The following is a 16,347-nucleotide window of genomic DNA, read 5'->3' on the forward strand; positions in this document are numbered from 1 at the left end:
CAAGACAAGAGGAGCGCTTTATGCTCGAGACGCCGCACCCGACCCCTTCCGCTCCGGAACTCGACTGCTTCGCCCTCGCCAAGCAGATGTCCGGCCTGCATTTCATCGGCGGCCGCTACGTTCCCGCGCTCAGCGGCAAGACCTTCCCGGTGGTGAACCCTGCGACGGGTGTCGAGGTCGCTGCCGCCGCCGAAGGTGACGCCGCCGACGTGGACGCCGCCGTCCGCGACGCCGCCCGCGCCCAGAAGGAATGGGCGAAGATGCCGGCCCGCAAGCGCGGCGCCCTCGTGCATCAATGCGCCGCCGTGATCCGCGAGCATCAGGAGGAGCTGGCGCGCCTCATCGCGCTCGAGACCGGCAAGGCGCTGCGCACCGAAAGCCGCGTCGAGGCCGGCACCGTCGCCGACATCCTGGAGTTCTTCGGTGGCCTCGGCTCCGAGCTGAAGGGCGAGAGCGTGCCCTTCGCGCCGAACGTGCTCTCGGTGACGGTGCGCGAGCCGCTGGGCGTGGTGGGGGCGATCATCCCCTGGAACGTGCCGATGCTGCTGATGTCGCTGAAGGTCGCGCCGGCGCTGGTGGCGGGCAACACGGTGGTGGTGAAGTCGGCCGAGGAGGCCCCGCTCGCCGTGCTGCGCATCTGCGAGCTGATGAACCGCGTGCTGCCGGCCGGCTGCTTCAACATGGTGAGCGGCATGGGCCCGGAATGCGGCGCGCCGCTGGTCGAGCACCCGCTGGTGCGCAAGGTGACCTTCACCGGCTCCGTCGAGACCGGGAAGATCGTGGCCAAGGCCGCCTCCCAGAAGCTGATCCCGGTGACGCTGGAGCTGGGCGGCAAGTCGCCCATGATCGTCTTCGCCGACTGCGACTTCGCCAAGACCGTCAGCGGCGCGCTGACCTCCATGCGCTTCACCCGCCAGGGCCAGAGCTGCACGGCCGCCTCGCGCATCTATGTCGAGCGTCCCATCTTCGACGCCTTCGTGGCCGAGATGAAGAAGGCCGTCGACGCCATGGTCATGGGCGACCCGCTCGACGAGAAGACCGACATCGGCACCATCATCAGCGAGGGCCAGTTCGAGAAGGTCCAGGGCTTCATCGACGAGGGCAAGAAGACCGCCGGCGCCGTCGCGCATGAGTGCTCGGCCATGCCGAAGGATTCCGCGCTGAAGAAGGGGCTGTTCATCCGTCCTGTGATCTTCACCGGCCTCGACGGCAGCTCGCGCCTCGTGCGCGAGGAAATCTTCGGGCCGGTCACCGTCATCCAGCCCTTCGACGACGCCGAGGCCGTGCTGGCCGAGGCCAATGACAGCGAATACGGGCTGGCGGCGAGCCTCTGGACCAACAACCTCAAGGTGGGCCTCGACCTCGCGCACCGGCTGGAGGCGGGGCTGGTGCAGATCAACCAGAACCTCGTGGTGCAGGCCAACCTCTCCTATGGCGGCGTGAAGAGCTCCGGCCTCGGCAAGGAGGCCTCGCTGGAGGCCATGCTCGAGCACTTCACCCACAAGAAGACCATCATGGTCAACATGTCATGAGCATGTCCCTCGAAGGCAAGACCGCCGCGGAGCTCAAGGCGATGGTGGCCAATGCCGAGGCCATCCTCGCCGGCCCGAACGCCAAGCTGCATGCGAAGGCGACCGAGTTCCGCGACGCTGCGAAGCTGGCGCTGGAGACCCGCCGCGTCACCTTCGTCGGCACGCGCGCGGCGGTGGACCCGGTGCTGGAGGCCGCGACGCAGCGCATCCTCGACGTCGCGGCCGAGGCGCAGAAGCGCTTCGACCTGACCGCGGAGACAGCCAAGGCCGCCGGCGTGAAGCAGCCGCATGCGCTGCTCTCGAAGGACGGCGCGCCCAAGACCGGCGGCGGCGTGCGCACGAAGAAGTACCGGCGCTGCCCCTACATCTCCTACCGGGGCCCGGCGGGCATTGCGATGCTGCTCTTCGCCGTGCCGACGGACGGCACGGAGAGCTTCTGGACCGGCGGCCTCGTCGCCGTCGGCGCGCCCGAGCTCGACACGCCCATGGAAGAGGAGGCCGCCGTGGCCGCCTTCCTGCAGGCCCTGGCCGAGACCGCGCCTTCCCGTCCGTGAAGGACGTCAGCGTCGTCATCGTCGCCTATCATTCGGCGGCGCTGCTTCCCTCCTGCCTCGCGGCGATTCCGGCCGAATGCCCGGTGGTCGTCGTGGACAATGCCAGCCCGGACGACAGCGCGGAGGTGGCCCTCGCGGCACGTCCCGGCGCGAAGGTGATCCGGGCGGGGAAAAACCTCGGCTTCGGGCCCGGCGCCAATGCCGGCTTCGCGGAGGTTTCGACCGAGTTCGGCCTCCTCCTCAACGCCGATGCGACCCTGGAGCCGGACACCGTCGCCGGCCTCGTCGCCGCCGCGCGCCGCTATCCCGAGGCGGCGATGTTCGCCCCCGAGGTCATCGCGCCCGACGGCAGCATGCAGTTCGGCCACGACCTGCCCTTCCGCCGCCTGCGCGGCCCCGTCGTCGAGCCCGAGGGCGACGCCTGCTGCTGGTATGTCGGCGGCTCCGCCATGTTCTTCCGGATGGCCGTCTTCCGCGCGCTCGGCGGCTTCGACCCGGCGATCTTCCTCTATTTCGAGGATGACGACCTCTGCCTGCGGATGCGCGCGGCCGCCCATGCGCTGGTGCATGTCGCCGGCGTGCGCGTGCGGCACGAGGGCGGGGCGAGCACCGCGCCTTCCGAGAAGCTCAACTGGTGGAAGGCCTTTCATCAGGGCTGGTCTCGGCTGCACCTGGAGGCCAAGCACCACGGGCGCGGCGCGGCCTGGCGGCTGATGCTGGGCGAATGGCCGGGACTCGTCCTCAAATCGACGCTGCGGCGCAGCGATGCCCGCCGCGAGAAATGGTCCGGCCGGGCCGCCGGCATGGTCGCCTGGATGAGGGGCCGGAAGGCCGCCGAGATCGCGCTCGGCAGGCGCCCGTAGACTGATCTCAACGGTTTAATATTCTAAGGAAATCAATTCTCTAACCGTGCTTGCATCGGAAGGCTGCGCGGCCAATGCTCCCCGCGCTCGAGGCCGCGCAACTGGCCTGGGCGGGGGAATCTCGGCATGGCACTGCTCACCAACAACGGCGCCTTCCGCGACAACGTCGCGGGGGTGCCGCCCGAACACGCCCATGCCTTCCGCACCGTCGCCGCCTCGCAGCGCTGCGTGATCCTGGTCCGCTGCGTCGGGCCCACCTGCCGCCAGCTCCTCCAGCACGGCTACGACACCAAGGGCTTCCGCATCCACGGCAAGTCCTGCGACTGGGGGCCCATGGCGGGCTTCGTCCTGCGCGATCCGCGGCTGAACAAGTCCGGCCTGCCCAACGAGGACTACAACCGCCGGGAGCACCAGGAGGCCCTCACCGACGCGCATGCCCATGCGGGCTGGACCGCCAGCACCACGCCGCTGCGCCTCTTTCCCTCGCGCGTGGCCTGGCTGCAGAACACCAACCGCATCCAGGTGGTGGCCAGGGGCGCGGACCGGCTGGAGGGGCGCGCCGTCCATCCCAGCGGCATCGCCTTCCACTACAGCCTCATCCGGGTTCAGACCCCGGCCGGCGAGATGTGGGGCGTCTATCTCGACAGGACGAAGAACGCGATCAACGCCGGCGCCGGCCGCAGCAGCGGCTTCGTGCAGGAGCGCGGCGACGCCCCGGTGCGCTACGACACCAAGTACGGCGACATGTACGAGCCGCTGCTCGCCATGACGAACTCCGTGGACCACCGGCACTACCGCGCGGAGCATCCTCTCAACGCCATCACCGGCGACTACGACCTCTTCGCGATCTGGCCCTTCCTCCGCGGCCCCGATGCCTACAATCGCCACGGGGACGACCGACGCGTGCTCGGCACCAACCGCGGCTGGACCGAGCGCAACCGCATCGAGACCCAGCTGGAGCGCTTCTTCACCACCACCGGCCAGGGCACCAAGCTCGGCAACATGACCAACCGCCTCTACCTGGTCTCGCAGATCCTGAACTCGACCATCGCAGGGATGCGCACGGGCGTGGCCGGGATGGCGGGCCAGTCCTTCCCCAACCGCAACGTGCTCTGGCACAGCGACGAGGCGGCCCGGCCCTTCGTGAACGACGTGGACCTGCCGCTGATCGCCTTCACGCCCGGGGGCAATTTCATCGGCATCGAGAACATCGCCGATTTCCGGAACTTCGTGCTGCTCTGCATCCTCGCCGGCCTCGTCCCGACGCTGGGCGAGGGCTGGGTCATGAATCCCGATCCGCACAACCCCGATCCCCGGCGTCGCTACCCCAACCGTCTCGGCGCCGCCTTCGCGCCGCTGATGCCGCCCGACTGGAACGACGGCCAGTGGCTAGTGCCGGCCTGGTACAACGCCTGAAGGGACCTTTGCCGAGGGGGCGATTCAGCGCCTCGGCGGATCGCACCCTACTCCGCGGCGCTCTCCATCGCCGCCGCGGCGTAGCGGCTCGCCGGCCGCGCCAGCCCGAGATTCTCGCGCAGCGTCGTCCCCTCGTATTCTCGCCGGAACAGCCCGCGCGCCTGCAGGATCGGCACCACCTGGTCGACGAAGGCGTCGAACTGGGTCGGGAAGAAGGGCGGCATCAGGTTGAAGCCGTCGGCGCCGCCCTCGCGGAACCATTGCTCCATCGTGTCGGCCACCTGCCCGGCCGCGCCGATCACCATCAGGTGGCCGCGCGAGGCGGCGACCCGGTGGCAGAGCTCGCGCAGGGTCAGCCCCTCGCGCCGGGCCATCTCCAGCAGCAGCAGGGCGCGGCTCTTCAGATGCTCGCTCTCGGGCAGGTCGGGCACGGGCGCATCGAGGTCGAAGCCCGACATGTCCGTGCCCAGCCGGTCCGACAGCACGGTGTTGGCCTGCTTCATGTCGAGGTTGCGGCTGAGCTCGGCAAAGAGCGCCTTCGCCTCCGCCTCGGTCCGGCCGATGATCGGCATGAAGCCGGGCATGATCTTGAGCGAATCCTCTGATCGACCGTGCTGGGCGAGCTGCGCCTTCAGCCCGCGATAGAAATCCTGCGCGTCGCTCAAGTTGTTCTGGGCAGTGAAGACCACCTCGGCCGTGCGCGCCGCCAGCGCCTGGCCGGGCGCGGAACTGCCGGCCTGGATGATCACGGGCTGGCCCTGCGGGCAGCGCGGCAGGTTCAGCCCGCCCTTCACGGTGAAGTATTTTCCTTCGAAATCGGGGACGTGGAGCGTGCCCGGCCGCACGAAGGTGCCGCGCTCCTTGTCCATGACGAAGGCGTCGTCGTCCCAGGAATCCCAGAGCAGCTTGCAGGCCTCGACGAACTCGTCGGCCATGGCGTAGCGCTCGGCATGCGGCGGATGCTGGCGGCCGAAGACGGCGCCGTTCTTGGGATAGGAGGTGGTCACCACGTTCCAGGCCGCGCGCCCGCCGGAGAGATGGTCCAGCGAGGAGAAGGCCCGGGCGGTGTGGTAGGGCTCGGCATAGGTGGTCGAGGCCGTGGCGGCCAGGCCCAGATGCTTCGTCGTGGCCGAGAGCACCGACAGCAGCGTCAGCGGCTCGAACTTGCCGATCGAGGAGGGATGCTCCCCGTAGCCGGTCGAGAAATTGTCGGCGAGGAAGAACATGTCGAACTTCCCGCGCTCGGCCGTCGCGGCGATGTGCTGCATCAGCGCGAGGTTGGGGCCGCCCGGCATCGCGTCCGGATGCCGCCAGCCGGCGACGTGATGCCCGGCGGCCTGCACGAAGATGCCCAGCCGCATCTGCCGGCCCATATCTGCTGCGTCCATCGCGGCCGCTCCTTCCGTCTACGGAAGGAAGACGCCGGCCGCCGGGCGCCGTCAAGCCGCCTGAGCGTCAGCTCCGGCCCAGCCACATTCCCGTGGCGAAGGCGGTGAGGCCCAGGGTCACGCTCAGGGCAACATAGGTCACGCCCTCCCAATGCGCGCGCTCCCACAGCGTGGCCGTCTCGAGGCTGAAGGCCGAGAAGGTGGTGAAGCCGCCCAGCACGCCCGTCATCCAGAGCAGCCGCTGCTGCGGCGACAGCCCGATCCCGACGAACATGCCCATGGTGAAGCTGCCGAGTATGTTCACCAGCAGCGTGCCCCAGGGCCAGCCCATCCCCATGAAGAGCAGCGAGACGAGATAGCGCAGCACCGAGCCCGCGGCGCCGCCGACCGCGACGAGGAAGAAGCTCATCCGCGGGGCTTCTTCCGGGCGGCGCGCGAGGCGAAGCGGATGAAGGCGTCTCGGCGCGTCATGAGGACCATCTCATCCGAAGTTCGTCACGCGACACCTTAGCTGGGCAACGGCCCGTTGGAACCTTCTTGAGACGGCTTCAGGACTTCCTCGACGCCTTCTGGGCCGCCCAGTAGTCGAGCCGCTTGCGGATGTCGCGCTCGAAGCCACGCTCGTTCGGCCTGTAGAGGTCCGGCGCGCCGCGCTGGCGGACCTCCTCCGGGAAGAACTCCTGCCCGGCATAGGCGTCGGGATAGTCATGGTCGTAGCGGTATCCCGAATGGTAGCCGAGCTCCTTCATGAGCTTCGTCGGCGCGTTGAGGATGTTCAGCGGCGGCGGGACATGGCTCGTCTCGCGGGCCAGGCCCGTGGCCGCCTCGAAGGCCATGTAGGAGGCGTTGCTCTTCGGCGCCGTCGCCACGTAGCTGATGGCCTGTGCCAGGAAGAGCCGCCCCTCCGGCCAGCCGATGCGCTCGAAGGCCTGCCAGGCGGTGATGACCTGCACCATGGCCTGCGGGTCGGCCATGCCCACATCCTCGGAGGCGGCGCAGGCGAGCCGCCGGAAGATGGCCTCGGGCGCCTCCCCTGCCACCACCATGCGCGCCGCGTAGTAGTGTGCCGCATGCGGGTCGCTGCCGCGCAGCGACTTGTGGAAGGCGGAGAGCAGGTCGTAATGCCCGTCGCCCGCCTTGTCGTGGGAGGGCAGCCGCCGTGTCAGCACCTGCCCCATGGCCTCGACGTCGAGGGGCCGGCCGGAGCGCACCGTGTAGATCTGCTCGACCAGGTTCAGCAGGTAGCGTCCATCGCCGCCGGCCAGGCCCAGCAGCGCCTCGCGCGCGTCCTCCGTCAGCGGCAGCGGGCGGCCGACATGCGCCTCGGCGCGCTCCAGCAGGACCGACAGCGCCGCATCGTCCAGCGCCTTCAGCACGAAGACCTGCGAACGGGACAGGATGGCGCCGTTCAGCTCGAAGGAGGGGTTTTCGGTCGTCGCGCCGATCAGGACGATGGTGCCGTCCTCCATGACCGGCAGGAAGGCGTCCTGCTGGGCTCGGTTGAAGCGGTGGATCTCGTCCACGAAGAGCAGCGTGCCCTGCCCCATGGCGCGGCGGTCCCGCGCCGCGTCGAAAACCCGCCGCAGGTCGGCGACGCCGCCCTGGATGGCGGAGAGGGATTCGAAATGGAGAGCCGTTTCATGGGCGAGCAGGCGGGCGATGGTCGTCTTGCCGGTGCCGGGCGGCCCCCAGAGGATGAGGGAGGAGAGCGTCCGGCTCTCGACCATCCGCGTGATCGGGCCGTCCGGGCCGAGCAGCTGGTCCTGGCCGATGACGTCCTTCAGCGAGGTCGGGCGGAGGCGGTCGGCCAGGGGGCGCGGCGCCTCGGACTCGAACAGGCTGCCGGAATCCGGCTCGGAGCGGGGGCGGCGGGGGGCCATGGCGGCATTCTATCCCTTCGCCGCCGGAAGGGCACGAGGGCGGCCGGAGTTTCCCCCATCGGGGTTTCACCGAAGCGAAGCTTGACGCAGGCCGGCCCCGGCGCGACGCCTCGGCCATGCTGCGCCGCACGATCCTCCTCGCCGCCTCCCTGCCGATCGCCGCCCGTCCTCTTGACGTTCTGGCGCAGGAACGGCCGGTCCGGCTGGTCATCGCCTATCCGCCCGGCGGCAGCACCGACATCCTGGCCCGGCTGATCGCGCCCCGCATGGGCGAGCTGCTGGGCACCACCGTGACGCCGGAGAACCGCAGCGGCGCCTCGGGCGCGGTGGGCGCCGGCGTGGTGGCCCAGGCCGCGCCGGACGGCGCCACGCTGCTGCTCGATTCTGGCGGGCAGGCGGTGAACCCCTTCCTGATGCGCGGTCTCGGCTTCGACTACCGCACCGCCTTCGCGCCCGTGACCCTGCTGGCCACCCTGCCCCTGCTGCTGGTGGTCCGGGCCGACCTCGGCGTGACCAGCCTGCCCGCGCTTCTGGACCGGCTGCGGGCCGAGCCGCGGCTGGCCGCCTATGGCAGCGTGGGGATCGGTGCGCGCACGCATCTCGCAATGGCCGCGCTGCTGCGCCGGGCCGGCATCGCGGCCGAGCACATCCCCTATCGCGGCGGCGCGGACCAGGTGACGGGGCTGCTGCGCGGCGACGTCGCGATGGGCTTCACCTCCATCGCCCTGGCCGCACCCCTGCTGCGCGACGGAAAGATCCGGTCCCTCGGCACCTCGCTGCCCGGCGCGCCGGACAGCATCGCCGACCAGGGATTTCCCGGATTTTCCATCGGCGACTGGCTGGCGCTCTTCGCCCCGGCCGGCACCCCGGCGCCGGTGAGCGCGCGGATCGCCACGGCCGCCGCCGATGCCGTGAACCAGCCCGCGCTGCGCCCGCGCCTGGACGAGCTCGGCCTCCTGCCCGCCGCCGAGGGGCCGGAAGCGCTCACCCGCTTCCTCGCTGCCGAGCGAGAGGCCATGGGCGCGCTCATCGCCGCCGAGGGCATCCGGCTTGACGGGTAATCCGCTTGACGCGGCACGTCGGGCCGGCATTCCTGGAACTCTTCATCCTTCGTTAGCGGCGATGGTGCTTCGATCCGCGCAAGGAGAAGACCGGCGCCACTTCGGCCCTACGGAGGATGCGATGTCCTTTTCCCGCCGCGCCCTGATCCTGGGCACGGGCGCCGGCCTGGCCAGTGCCCCGGCTGCTGATGCCCAGGGCTGGTCGCCCATGCGGCCGGTGCGGATCATCGCGGCCTGGGGCGCCGGCGGCTCGGCCGATTCCTCGCTCCGCGTCGTGGCACCGCCGATGCAGGCCGTCCTCGGCCAGCCGATCGTCATCGAGAATCGCGGCGGCGCCTCGGGCTCCATCGGCGCGGCCGCCGTCGCGCAGGCGGCACCGGACGGCTACACCCTGCTCTTCGACGCGGCCGGGCAAGTCAGCAACCCCTTCCTGATGCGCGGACTCGGCTTCGACTACGAGCAGGCCTTCGTGCCCATCTGCCTCTTCGCGCTGGTGCCCAACGTGCTCTGCGTCCGCGCCGATACGCCGGTGCACAGCGTGACGGAGCTGGTCGCCCATCTGCGCGCGAATCCCGGCACGCCCTATGCCAGCACCGGCATCGGCCTCGCCTCGCACCTCGCCGCCGTGCTCTTCGCCGGGCGCGACCGGCTCGAGGTCACGCACGTCCCCTACCGGTCGAGCCCGCAGTCCATCGTCGGCCTGCTCGGCGGAGACACGCTCTTCACCTTCAACACCACGCCGGCCGTCATGCCGCTGATCCGCGACGGGCGGCTGCGCGCGCTGGCTGTCGGCACGCCCGCCCGCATTCCCGCCCTGCCCGACACGCCGACGATGATGGAGCTCGGCTACCAGGGCTTCTCCATCAACGAATGGCTGGCGCTCTTCGCACCCGCGGGTACGCCGCCGCCCATCGTCGCCCGCTACGCGGAGGCCGCGCAGCAGGGCCTGGCCGATCCGCAGGCCCGCGAGCGCCACGCCTTGCTCGGCATGGAGATCATGGCGCAGGGTCCCGCCCCATTCGCCGCCTTCCTCACGGATCAGCGCGCCCGCATCGGCGCGCTGATCCGCGACAACAACATCCGCCTGGAGAGCTAGTCATGTTCCGCCGTTCGCTTCTGGCCTCGCTGATGGCCACGCCCGCCTTCGCCCAAGGGGGAGCAGCTCCGTGGTCGCCGGCGCGCTCGATCCGGATGATTGCGCCCTATGCGCCGGGCGGCGGCGTGGACACTTCGGCGCGGCTGCTGGCCGTGCCCATGACATCAGCGCTCGGCCAGTCGGTCGTCGTGGACAACCGCGGCGGCGCCGGCGGCTCGATCGGCGCCGCCGAGGTGGCGCGCAGCGCGCCGGACGGGCTCACCGTGATGATCGATGCGCTGGCGCACACCGTGAACCCGGCGCTGATGCGCAACCTGCCCTTCGACTACGCCACGGCCTTCACGCCCATCAGCCAGGTGCTGATCTGGCCGCAGATCCTGATCGTGCCGCCGACCCTGCCGGTCCAGAACCTCCAGGAATTCGTCGCCTATGCGAAGGCGCGGCCGGGCCAGCTCACCTATGGCTCCTCGGGCAACGCGACGGCCGCGCACCTGGCCTCGGCGCTGCTGCTGCGCCGCGCGGGCCTCGACATGACGCATGTGCCCTATCGCGGCGGCGCCCCGGCGCTGCAGGATCTCGTCGCCGGGAACCTGACCTTCGTCTTCGGCACCGTCGCCTCCTCCCTGCAGCTCGCGCAGGAGGGCCGCGTGAAGGCGCTCGCCGTCAGTTCCACCACGCGCCTCGGCGCACTGCCGAATGTCCCCACCGTCGCCGAGCAGGGCTTCCCGGATTACGAGCTGAACGAGTGGAACGGTCTCTACGGCCCCGCCGGCCTGCCCGCCCCCGTCGTCGCCCGCTGGTTCGAGGCGGTGAAGGCAGCCCTGGCTGATGCCAATGTCCGCTCGCGGCTCGACGCTCTGGGCGCGATCCCAGTCGGCAGCGAGCCAGGGCCCTTCGCGGCCTATGTGCGCCAGCAGCGCGAGGCGATGGGCGCGCTCGTGCGCGAGACCGGCATGGAGCTGGGCTGAAGCGAAACCGGCGCGGGGAGGCCCCCGCGCCGGTCTCAAACAGGTTTCAACGGCCCGGCGTCAGAACTCGCGGCGCGGCGGCCGGCGGTCGCGCGGGGGCGGCGGCGGAGCCGCCAGCTCCACCTCCAGCTCCTTGATCTTCGCCTTCACGGAATCGCGCAACGCCGGCGTGGCATGCGCCTTCATCCCGGCGAGCACTTCCTTCAGATCGCGGAGCTGCTTCTCCTTCTCCACACGGGTGCGGGAGATGGGGCGGTTGTCGCTGAGCTGGCCTTCCCGGGAGCGCATCCTCAGAGGCCCAGCATCAGCCGGCGGGGATCCTCGATCCCCTCCTTCACGCGGACGAGGAAGGAGACCGCCTCCTTCCCGTCGACGATCCGGTGATCGTAGGAGAGCGCCAGGTACATCATCGGCCGGATCTCGACCTTGCCGCCGACGGCCATCGGCCGCTCCTGGATCTTGTGCATGCCGAGGATGCCCGACTGCGGCGGGTTCAGGATCGGCGTGGACATCAGCGAGCCGTAGATGCCGCCATTGGTGATGGTGAAGCTGCCGCCCGCCATCTCCTCCAGCTTGAGCTGGCCGTCGCGGACGCGCTTGCCGAAATCGGCGATGCTCTTCTCGATCCCGGCGAAGCTCATCTGGTCGGCGTTGCGCAGCACCGGCACGACCAGGCCCGAAGGCCCGCCCACCGCGATGCCCATATGGACGAAGTTGCGGTAGATGACGGTGTCACCGCCCTCGATCTCGGCGTTGACCGCCGGGAATTCCTTGAGCGCCGCGACGCAGGCCGAGACGAAGAAGGACATGAAGCCGAGCTTCACGTTGTGCTTCTTCTCGAAGACGTCCTTGTACTCGGCGCGCATGGCCATGACCGCGCCCATGTCCACCTCGTTGAAGGTGGTGAGCATGGCGGCGGTGTTCTGCGCCTCCTTCAGGCGGCGCGCGATGGTGGCGCGCAGGCGCGTCATCTTCACGCGCTCCTCGCCGGCATCGAGCGCGCGCTCGGCCTTCGGAGCAGCCGCGGGAGCCGCAGCGGCGGCGGGGCGGCTGAGGAAGTCGATCACGTCGCCCTTGGCGATCCGGCCGTCCTTGGCCGAGCCGGCGCCGATCTGCGCGGCGGTGACGTTGTTCTCGGCCATCAGCTTGGCGGCGGCGGGAAGCGGGGCACCAGCCGAGGCGCCCTTGTCCTCGGCCGCGGCAACGGAGCCGGCGCCCGTGCCGGGCGGCTTGGCGGCGGCCGTCGGAGCGGCGGCGGGAGCCGCCGGGGCCGGAGCGGCAGGGGCAGCGGCGGGCTTGGCCGGCGCGGCAGCGGTGCCCGCACCGGCGGCGATGCTGCCCAGGACCGCGCCGGGCTCGACCTCGGCGCCCTGCTGGGCGGCGATGGCCTCCAGCACGCCGGCGGCCGGCGCGTTCACCTCGACGGTGACCTTGTCGGTCTCGAGCTCGACCAGGGGCTCGTCCGCCGCCACGGCCTCGCCGGCCTGCTTGAGCCAACGCGCCACGGTCGCGGTGCTGACGCTTTCGCCCAGGGTGGGCACGAGAATATCGGTTGCCATGGTCTTCGCTCTATTCCTGGCGGCTTCTTAAAGCAGTTGGGACCGGGACGTCAGCCCGAACAGGTGCCGACGTCCCGAAAAAACCTCAGAGACCCAGGGCCGAGCGGACCAGAGCGTCCTGCTGGGCCTGGTACACCTTGGCGAGGCCGGTGGCCGGGCTGGCCGCGGCGTCGCGGCCCACGTAGTCCGGCCGCTTGGCCTTTACGTCCAGGCCCTTCAGCACGCCCTCGATCCGCCGGTCCACGAAGTTCCAGGCGCCGTTATTCTCCGGCTCCTCCTGGCACCACACGACCTCGGCGTTCTTATAAGGAGCGAGCGCCTGGGCGAGGCTCTTGTCCGGGAAGGGATAGATCTGCTCCAGCCGGATCAGCGCCACGTCGCTGATGCCCTTGGCCTGCCGCTCCTGCAGCAGGTCATAATAGACCTTGCCGGTGCAGAGCACGACGCGCTTCACCTTCTCCTCGGGGGCGATCGCCTCGACCTCGGGGATCACGTAGCGGAAGCCGCTGCCCGGGCCGAACTCGGCGAGGCTGCTGACCGCCAGCTTGTGCCGCAGCAGGCTCTTCGGCGTCATGATGACGAGCGGCTTGCGGTAATTGGCCTTCAGCTGCCGGCGCAGGGCGTGGAAATAGTTGGCCGGGGTGGTGAAGTTGCAGACCCGGATGTTCCGCTCGGCGCAGAGCTGCAGGTAGCGCTCCAGCCGGGCGGAGGAATGCTCCGGCCCCTGCCCTTCCTGCCCGTGCGGCAGCAGCATCACGAGTCCGGACATGCGCAGCCACTTGGTCTCGCCCGAGGCGATGAACTGGTCGATGATGACCTGCGCGCCATTGGCGAAGTCGCCGAACTGCGCCTCCCAGAGCACCAGCGTCTTGGGATCGGCCAGCGAATAGCCGTAGTCGAAGCCCAGCACGCCGAACTCGGCCAGCAAGGAGTTGAAGGCCTCGAACTTGGCCTGGCCCTCCTTGATGTTGTTCAGCGGGACGTATTCCTGCTGATTCACCTGGTCGACCAGCACCGCGTGGCGCTGGCTGAAGGTGCCGCGCTGCACGTCCTCGCCCGAGAGGCGGACGCGATGGCCCTCCAGCAGCAGGGTGCCGAAGGCCAGCGCCTCGCCGGTCGCCCAGTCGATGCCCTCGCCGCCCTCGATCGCCGTCTTCTTCGTCTCGAGCTGGCGGGCGATCTTCGGATTGATGCCGAAATCCGCTGGCACGCGGCAGAGCGCGCCGCCCACCTCGCGCAGCGTGTCGAGCGCGACGGCGGTCTCGTGGAGCTGCTCCGCGCCCTCGCCGTTGCCGACCGCCTTCAGGCCGGACCAATGCCCCTCCAGCCAGTCCGCCTTGTTGGGCTTGAAGCTGGCGGAGGCCTGGAAGGCGTCCTCCATCTTGGCGTTGAAGGCGTCCTGGATGGCCGCCGCGTCCTCGGCCTTGAGGCTGCCCTCGGCGGCCAGCTGCTCGGCGTAGAGGGTGCGCGTCGTCTTCAGCTGCCGGATGCGGTTGTACATCACGGGCTGGGTGAAGGCCGGCTCATCGCCCTCGTTGTGGCCGTGGCGGCGGTAGCAGACGATGTCGAGCACGACGTCGGCCTGGAAGCGCATGCGGAACTCGGTGCAGAGCCGCGCGCACCACACCACCGCCTCGGGGTCGTCGCCGTTCACGTGCAGGATCGGCGCCTGCACCGACTTGGCCACGTCCGTGCAGTAGAGGCCGGAATAGGCGTGGGCCGGGACGGTGGTGAAGCCGATCTGGTTGTTGGTCACGATGTGGATCGTGCCGCCGGTGCGGTAGCCGATGAGCTGGCTCATCGCCAGCGTCTCGTAGACCAGGCCCTGGCCGGCGAAGGCGGCGTCGCCATGCAGCAGGATGCCCATGACGCTGGTGCGGCTCTTGATGTCGCCCGCCATGTCCTGCCGCGCCCGGACCTTGCCGGCGACGACGGGGTTCACCGCCTCCAGATGCGAGGGGTTGGGCTGCAGCGAGAGGTGGATGGTCCGGCCGCCGATCTCGAGATCGGTGGAGGTGCCGAGATGGTACTTCACGTCGCCCGAGCCCTGGACGTCGTCCGGCTTGAAGCTGGAGCCCTTGAACTCCGAGAAGACCTGCACGAAGGGCTTCTTCACCACGTTCACCAGCACGTTCAGCCGGCCGCGATGCGCCATGCCGATGGCGATCTCGTTCACGCCCTGCTCGGCCGCCGTCTCGATCGTGGCGAGCACGGCGGGGATGGTGCTTTCGCCGCCCTCCAGGCCGAAGCGCTTGGTGCCGACATACTTCTTGGCGCAGAAGGCCTCGAAGCCCTCGGCCTCGGTGAGCTGGGTCAGGAGCTTGCGCTTGTCCTCGGCGCCGAAGCTGCCGGCCCAGGGCGCGCCCTCGATGCGCTGCTGGATCCAGGACTTCTGGTCCGGATCCTGGATGTGCATGAACTCGACGCCGATATGGCCGCAATAGGTGGCCCGCAGCCGCTCCATGATCTGGCGGATGGTGGCGGTCTCGAGGCCCAGCACCTTGTCGATGAAAATGGGACGGTCGAGATCGGCGTCCTCGAAGCCCCAGAACTTCGCCGAGAGCTCCGGATGGGCCGGGGTGACCTGCAGGCCCAGCGGATCGAGCTGCGCCTCCAGATGGCCGCGCACGCGGTAGGAGCGGATGAGCATCAGCGCCCGGATGCTGTCGAGCACCGCGCGGCGCGTGGCCTCCGGATCGGCGGCGGCAGGCGCGGCCGCGCCCTTGGCCGGGGCCGCGCCCTTCGGCGCGGGCTTGACCTCTTCCGCCGGGGCGAAGCCGCCGCGGGGGCGCGGCGCCCAGGAGGCGCCCATCGCGTCGGTCAGGACGGCCCGGGCGTCATCGTTCAGGGCGGTGAAGAGCTCCGCGAAGGAGGGGTCGACCTTCGTGGGATCCTCGACCCACCTGGCATAGGTGTCGGCGAGATACGCGGCATTCGCCCCGTTCATCGCACTTGCGAGGATGTCCACTCCGGCCATTTTTCGTCGCTCCGTTCCGCAGGTGTCGCGGATGAGAATGCAATCTTCGGACCATATTGGCCCGTTTCCTAAAACAATATGAGCATTCGGGCGGGATTTTGGCGTCCCGCCCGACGCAGGTCAGACATCAGCCCCCGGCATCAAAGCCGTGGGGCATCAGCCCTTCAGGGCACGCACCATGGTCGAGCCCAGGGAGGCCGGGCTGTCGGCGACATGGATGCCGGCGGCCGCCATGGCTTCCATCTTGGCCGCCGCCGTGTCGTTGCCGCCCGAGATCACCGCGCCGGCATGGCCCATGCGGCGGCCCGGAGGCGCCGTGGCGCCGGCGATGAAGCCCACCACGGGCTTGTTCGGCTTGCCGGGCCCGAAGTTCTCGCTCTTCAGGTACTCGGCCGCGAGAATCTCGGACTGGCCGCCGATCTCGCCGATCATGATGAGCGACTTGGTCTCGTCGTCCGCCATGAAGAGCTCGAGCACGTCGATGAAGTCCATGCCCTTCACCGGGTCGCCGCCGATGCCGACGCAGCTGGACTGGCCGAGCCCGGCCGCCGTGGTCTGCGCCACCGCCTCATAGGTCAGCGTGCCCGAGCGGGACACGATGCCGACCGAGCCGCGGCGATGAATATGCCCAGGCATAATGCCGATTTTGCAGGCATCCGGCGTGATGACGCCCGGGCAGTTCGGCCCGACCAGGATGGACTCCGACCCGTCCAGCGCGCGCTTCACCTTCACCATGTCGAGCACGGGAATGCCCTCGGTGATGCAGATGATCAGCGGGATCTCCGCGTCGATCGCCTCCAGGATGGAGTCGGCCGCGAAGGCCGCCGGCACGTAGATGACCGAGGCGTCGGCGCCGGTCGCTTCCCGGCACTCGGCCACCGTGTTGAAGACCGGCAGGTTCAGGGTCGGGTGCATGGTGCCGCCCTTGCCCGGCGTCACGCCGCCCACGTAGTTCGAGCCATAGGCGATGCCCTGGCTGGCGTGGAAGGTGCCCTGGGCTCCGGTGAAGCCCTGGGTCATGACCTTGGTGTTCTTGTCGACGAGGATGGCCAT

Annotated in this window: 14 protein-coding genes; 7 read left to right on the top strand and 7 right to left on the bottom strand. The window is 69.8% G+C overall.

Annotated features, from left to right (window positions below; genetic code table 11):
- Nucleotides 1-20: 20 nt before the first annotated feature.
- The 4 genes from AC1ROY_RS14655 (at nt 21) to AC1ROY_RS14670 (ending at nt 4,365) form a co-directional block, all read left to right on the top strand.
- A complete protein-coding gene (locus AC1ROY_RS14655) occupies nt 21-1,532 on the top strand; it encodes an aldehyde dehydrogenase family protein (RefSeq protein WP_493149581.1) in 1,512 nt (503 codons plus the stop codon).
- A complete protein-coding gene (locus tag AC1ROY_RS14660; protein WP_493149582.1) occupies nt 1,529-2,086 on the top strand; it encodes a hypothetical protein in 558 nt (185 codons plus the stop codon). Before AC1ROY_RS14655 ends, AC1ROY_RS14660 begins: the two co-directional genes overlap by 4 nt.
- On the top strand, nt 2,083-2,949 hold the full coding sequence (locus AC1ROY_RS14665) for a glycosyltransferase family 2 protein (RefSeq protein WP_493149583.1): 867 nt from the start codon (nt 2,083-2,085) through the stop codon (nt 2,947-2,949). The genes AC1ROY_RS14660 and AC1ROY_RS14665 overlap by 4 nt, the downstream gene beginning before the upstream one ends.
- A 126-nt stretch (nt 2,950-3,075) precedes the next feature.
- Nucleotides 3,076-4,365: an anthrax toxin-like adenylyl cyclase domain-containing protein gene (locus tag AC1ROY_RS14670; RefSeq protein WP_493149584.1), complete on the top strand. Its 1,290-nt coding sequence runs from the start codon at nt 3,076-3,078 to the stop codon at nt 4,363-4,365.
- A gap of 47 nt (nt 4,366-4,412) precedes the next feature.
- Here AC1ROY_RS14670 and AC1ROY_RS14675 read toward each other — a convergent pair whose 3' ends face one another.
- The 3 genes from AC1ROY_RS14675 to AC1ROY_RS14685 form a co-directional block, all read right to left on the bottom strand.
- Nucleotides 4,413-5,753 (bottom strand): LLM class flavin-dependent oxidoreductase, encoded by a 1,341-nt coding sequence (locus tag AC1ROY_RS14675; protein ID WP_493149585.1) that lies wholly within the window; start codon nt 5,751-5,753, stop codon nt 4,413-4,415.
- 67 nt (nt 5,754-5,820) lie between these two features.
- Entirely contained in the window at nt 5,821-6,162 is a 342-nt protein-coding gene (gene crcB / locus AC1ROY_RS14680; RefSeq protein ID WP_493149586.1) for a fluoride efflux transporter CrcB, read from the bottom strand.
- A 139-nt stretch (nt 6,163-6,301) separates the two neighbouring features.
- Entirely contained in the window at nt 6,302-7,633 is a 1,332-nt protein-coding gene (locus AC1ROY_RS14685; protein WP_493149587.1) for a replication-associated recombination protein A, read from the bottom strand.
- 116 nt (nt 7,634-7,749) lie between these two features.
- On the opposite strand from AC1ROY_RS14685, the gene AC1ROY_RS14690 reads away from it, so the two are divergent.
- The 3 genes from AC1ROY_RS14690 (at nt 7,750) to AC1ROY_RS14700 (ending at nt 10,758) form a co-directional block, all read left to right on the top strand.
- Nucleotides 7,750-8,694, top strand: a complete 945-nt coding sequence (locus AC1ROY_RS14690) for a Bug family tripartite tricarboxylate transporter substrate binding protein (RefSeq protein ID WP_493149588.1) — start codon at nt 7,750-7,752, stop codon at nt 8,692-8,694.
- A 121-nt stretch (nt 8,695-8,815) separates the two neighbouring features.
- The gene (locus AC1ROY_RS14695; RefSeq protein ID WP_493149589.1) at nt 8,816-9,790 is read left to right on the top strand and encodes a Bug family tripartite tricarboxylate transporter substrate binding protein; all 975 of its coding nucleotides are present in this window, start codon (nt 8,816-8,818) and stop codon (nt 9,788-9,790) included.
- Between the two features lie 2 nt (nt 9,791-9,792).
- Nucleotides 9,793-10,758, top strand: coding sequence for a Bug family tripartite tricarboxylate transporter substrate binding protein (locus AC1ROY_RS14700; protein ID WP_493149590.1), 966 nt, complete (start codon nt 9,793-9,795; stop codon nt 10,756-10,758).
- A gap of 60 nt (nt 10,759-10,818) precedes the next feature.
- Here AC1ROY_RS14700 and AC1ROY_RS14705 read toward each other — a convergent pair whose 3' ends face one another.
- From AC1ROY_RS14705 to sucD, 4 genes are all read right to left on the bottom strand, one after another.
- Entirely contained in the window at nt 10,819-11,046 is a 228-nt protein-coding gene (locus tag AC1ROY_RS14705; RefSeq protein WP_493149591.1) for a hypothetical protein, read from the bottom strand.
- A gap of 2 nt (nt 11,047-11,048) precedes the next feature.
- Entirely contained in the window at nt 11,049-12,317 is a 1,269-nt protein-coding gene (odhB, locus tag AC1ROY_RS14710) for a 2-oxoglutarate dehydrogenase complex dihydrolipoyllysine-residue succinyltransferase (RefSeq protein WP_493149592.1), read from the bottom strand.
- Nucleotides 12,318-12,402: 85 nt separating this feature from the next.
- Nucleotides 12,403-15,294 carry a 2-oxoglutarate dehydrogenase E1 component gene (locus AC1ROY_RS14715; protein WP_493149593.1) on the bottom strand — a complete coding sequence of 964 codons (2,892 nt, stop codon included), beginning with the start codon at nt 15,292-15,294 and terminating at the stop codon, nt 12,403-12,405.
- Between the two features lie 156 nt (nt 15,295-15,450).
- Entirely contained in the window at nt 15,451-16,347 is an 897-nt protein-coding gene (gene sucD, locus AC1ROY_RS14720; protein WP_493149594.1) for a succinate--CoA ligase subunit alpha, read from the bottom strand.

The sequence above is a fragment of the Roseococcus sp. GW821-FHT12F05 genome (assembly GCF_058806835.1).

Coding starts and splice junctions, on each gene's coding strand:
- AC1ROY_RS14655 (WP_493149581.1), top strand. CDS start 21: ATGCTCGAGACGCCGCACCCGACCCCTTCCGCTCCGGAACTCGACTGC.
- AC1ROY_RS14715 (WP_493149593.1), bottom strand. CDS start 15,294: ATGGCCGGAGTGGACATCCTCGCAAGTGCGATGAACGGGGCGAATGCC.
- AC1ROY_RS14670 (WP_493149584.1), top strand. CDS start 3,076: ATGGCACTGCTCACCAACAACGGCGCCTTCCGCGACAACGTCGCGGGG.
- AC1ROY_RS14685 (WP_493149587.1), bottom strand. CDS start 7,633: ATGGCCCCCCGCCGCCCCCGCTCCGAGCCGGATTCCGGCAGCCTGTTC.
- AC1ROY_RS14675 (WP_493149585.1), bottom strand. CDS start 5,753: ATGGACGCAGCAGATATGGGCCGGCAGATGCGGCTGGGCATCTTCGTG.
- AC1ROY_RS14695 (WP_493149589.1), top strand. CDS start 8,816: ATGTCCTTTTCCCGCCGCGCCCTGATCCTGGGCACGGGCGCCGGCCTG.
- odhB (WP_493149592.1), bottom strand. CDS start 12,317: ATGGCAACCGATATTCTCGTGCCCACCCTGGGCGAAAGCGTCAGCACC.
- AC1ROY_RS14705 (WP_493149591.1), bottom strand. CDS start 11,046: ATGCGCTCCCGGGAAGGCCAGCTCAGCGACAACCGCCCCATCTCCCGC.
- AC1ROY_RS14690 (WP_493149588.1), top strand. CDS start 7,750: ATGCTGCGCCGCACGATCCTCCTCGCCGCCTCCCTGCCGATCGCCGCC.
- crcB (WP_493149586.1), bottom strand. CDS start 6,162: ATGAGCTTCTTCCTCGTCGCGGTCGGCGGCGCCGCGGGCTCGGTGCTG.
- AC1ROY_RS14700 (WP_493149590.1), top strand. CDS start 9,793: ATGTTCCGCCGTTCGCTTCTGGCCTCGCTGATGGCCACGCCCGCCTTC.
- AC1ROY_RS14660 (WP_493149582.1), top strand. CDS start 1,529: ATGAGCATGTCCCTCGAAGGCAAGACCGCCGCGGAGCTCAAGGCGATG.
- sucD (WP_493149594.1), bottom strand. CDS start 16,347: ATGGCCATCCTCGTCGACAAGAACACCAAGGTCATGACCCAGGGCTTC.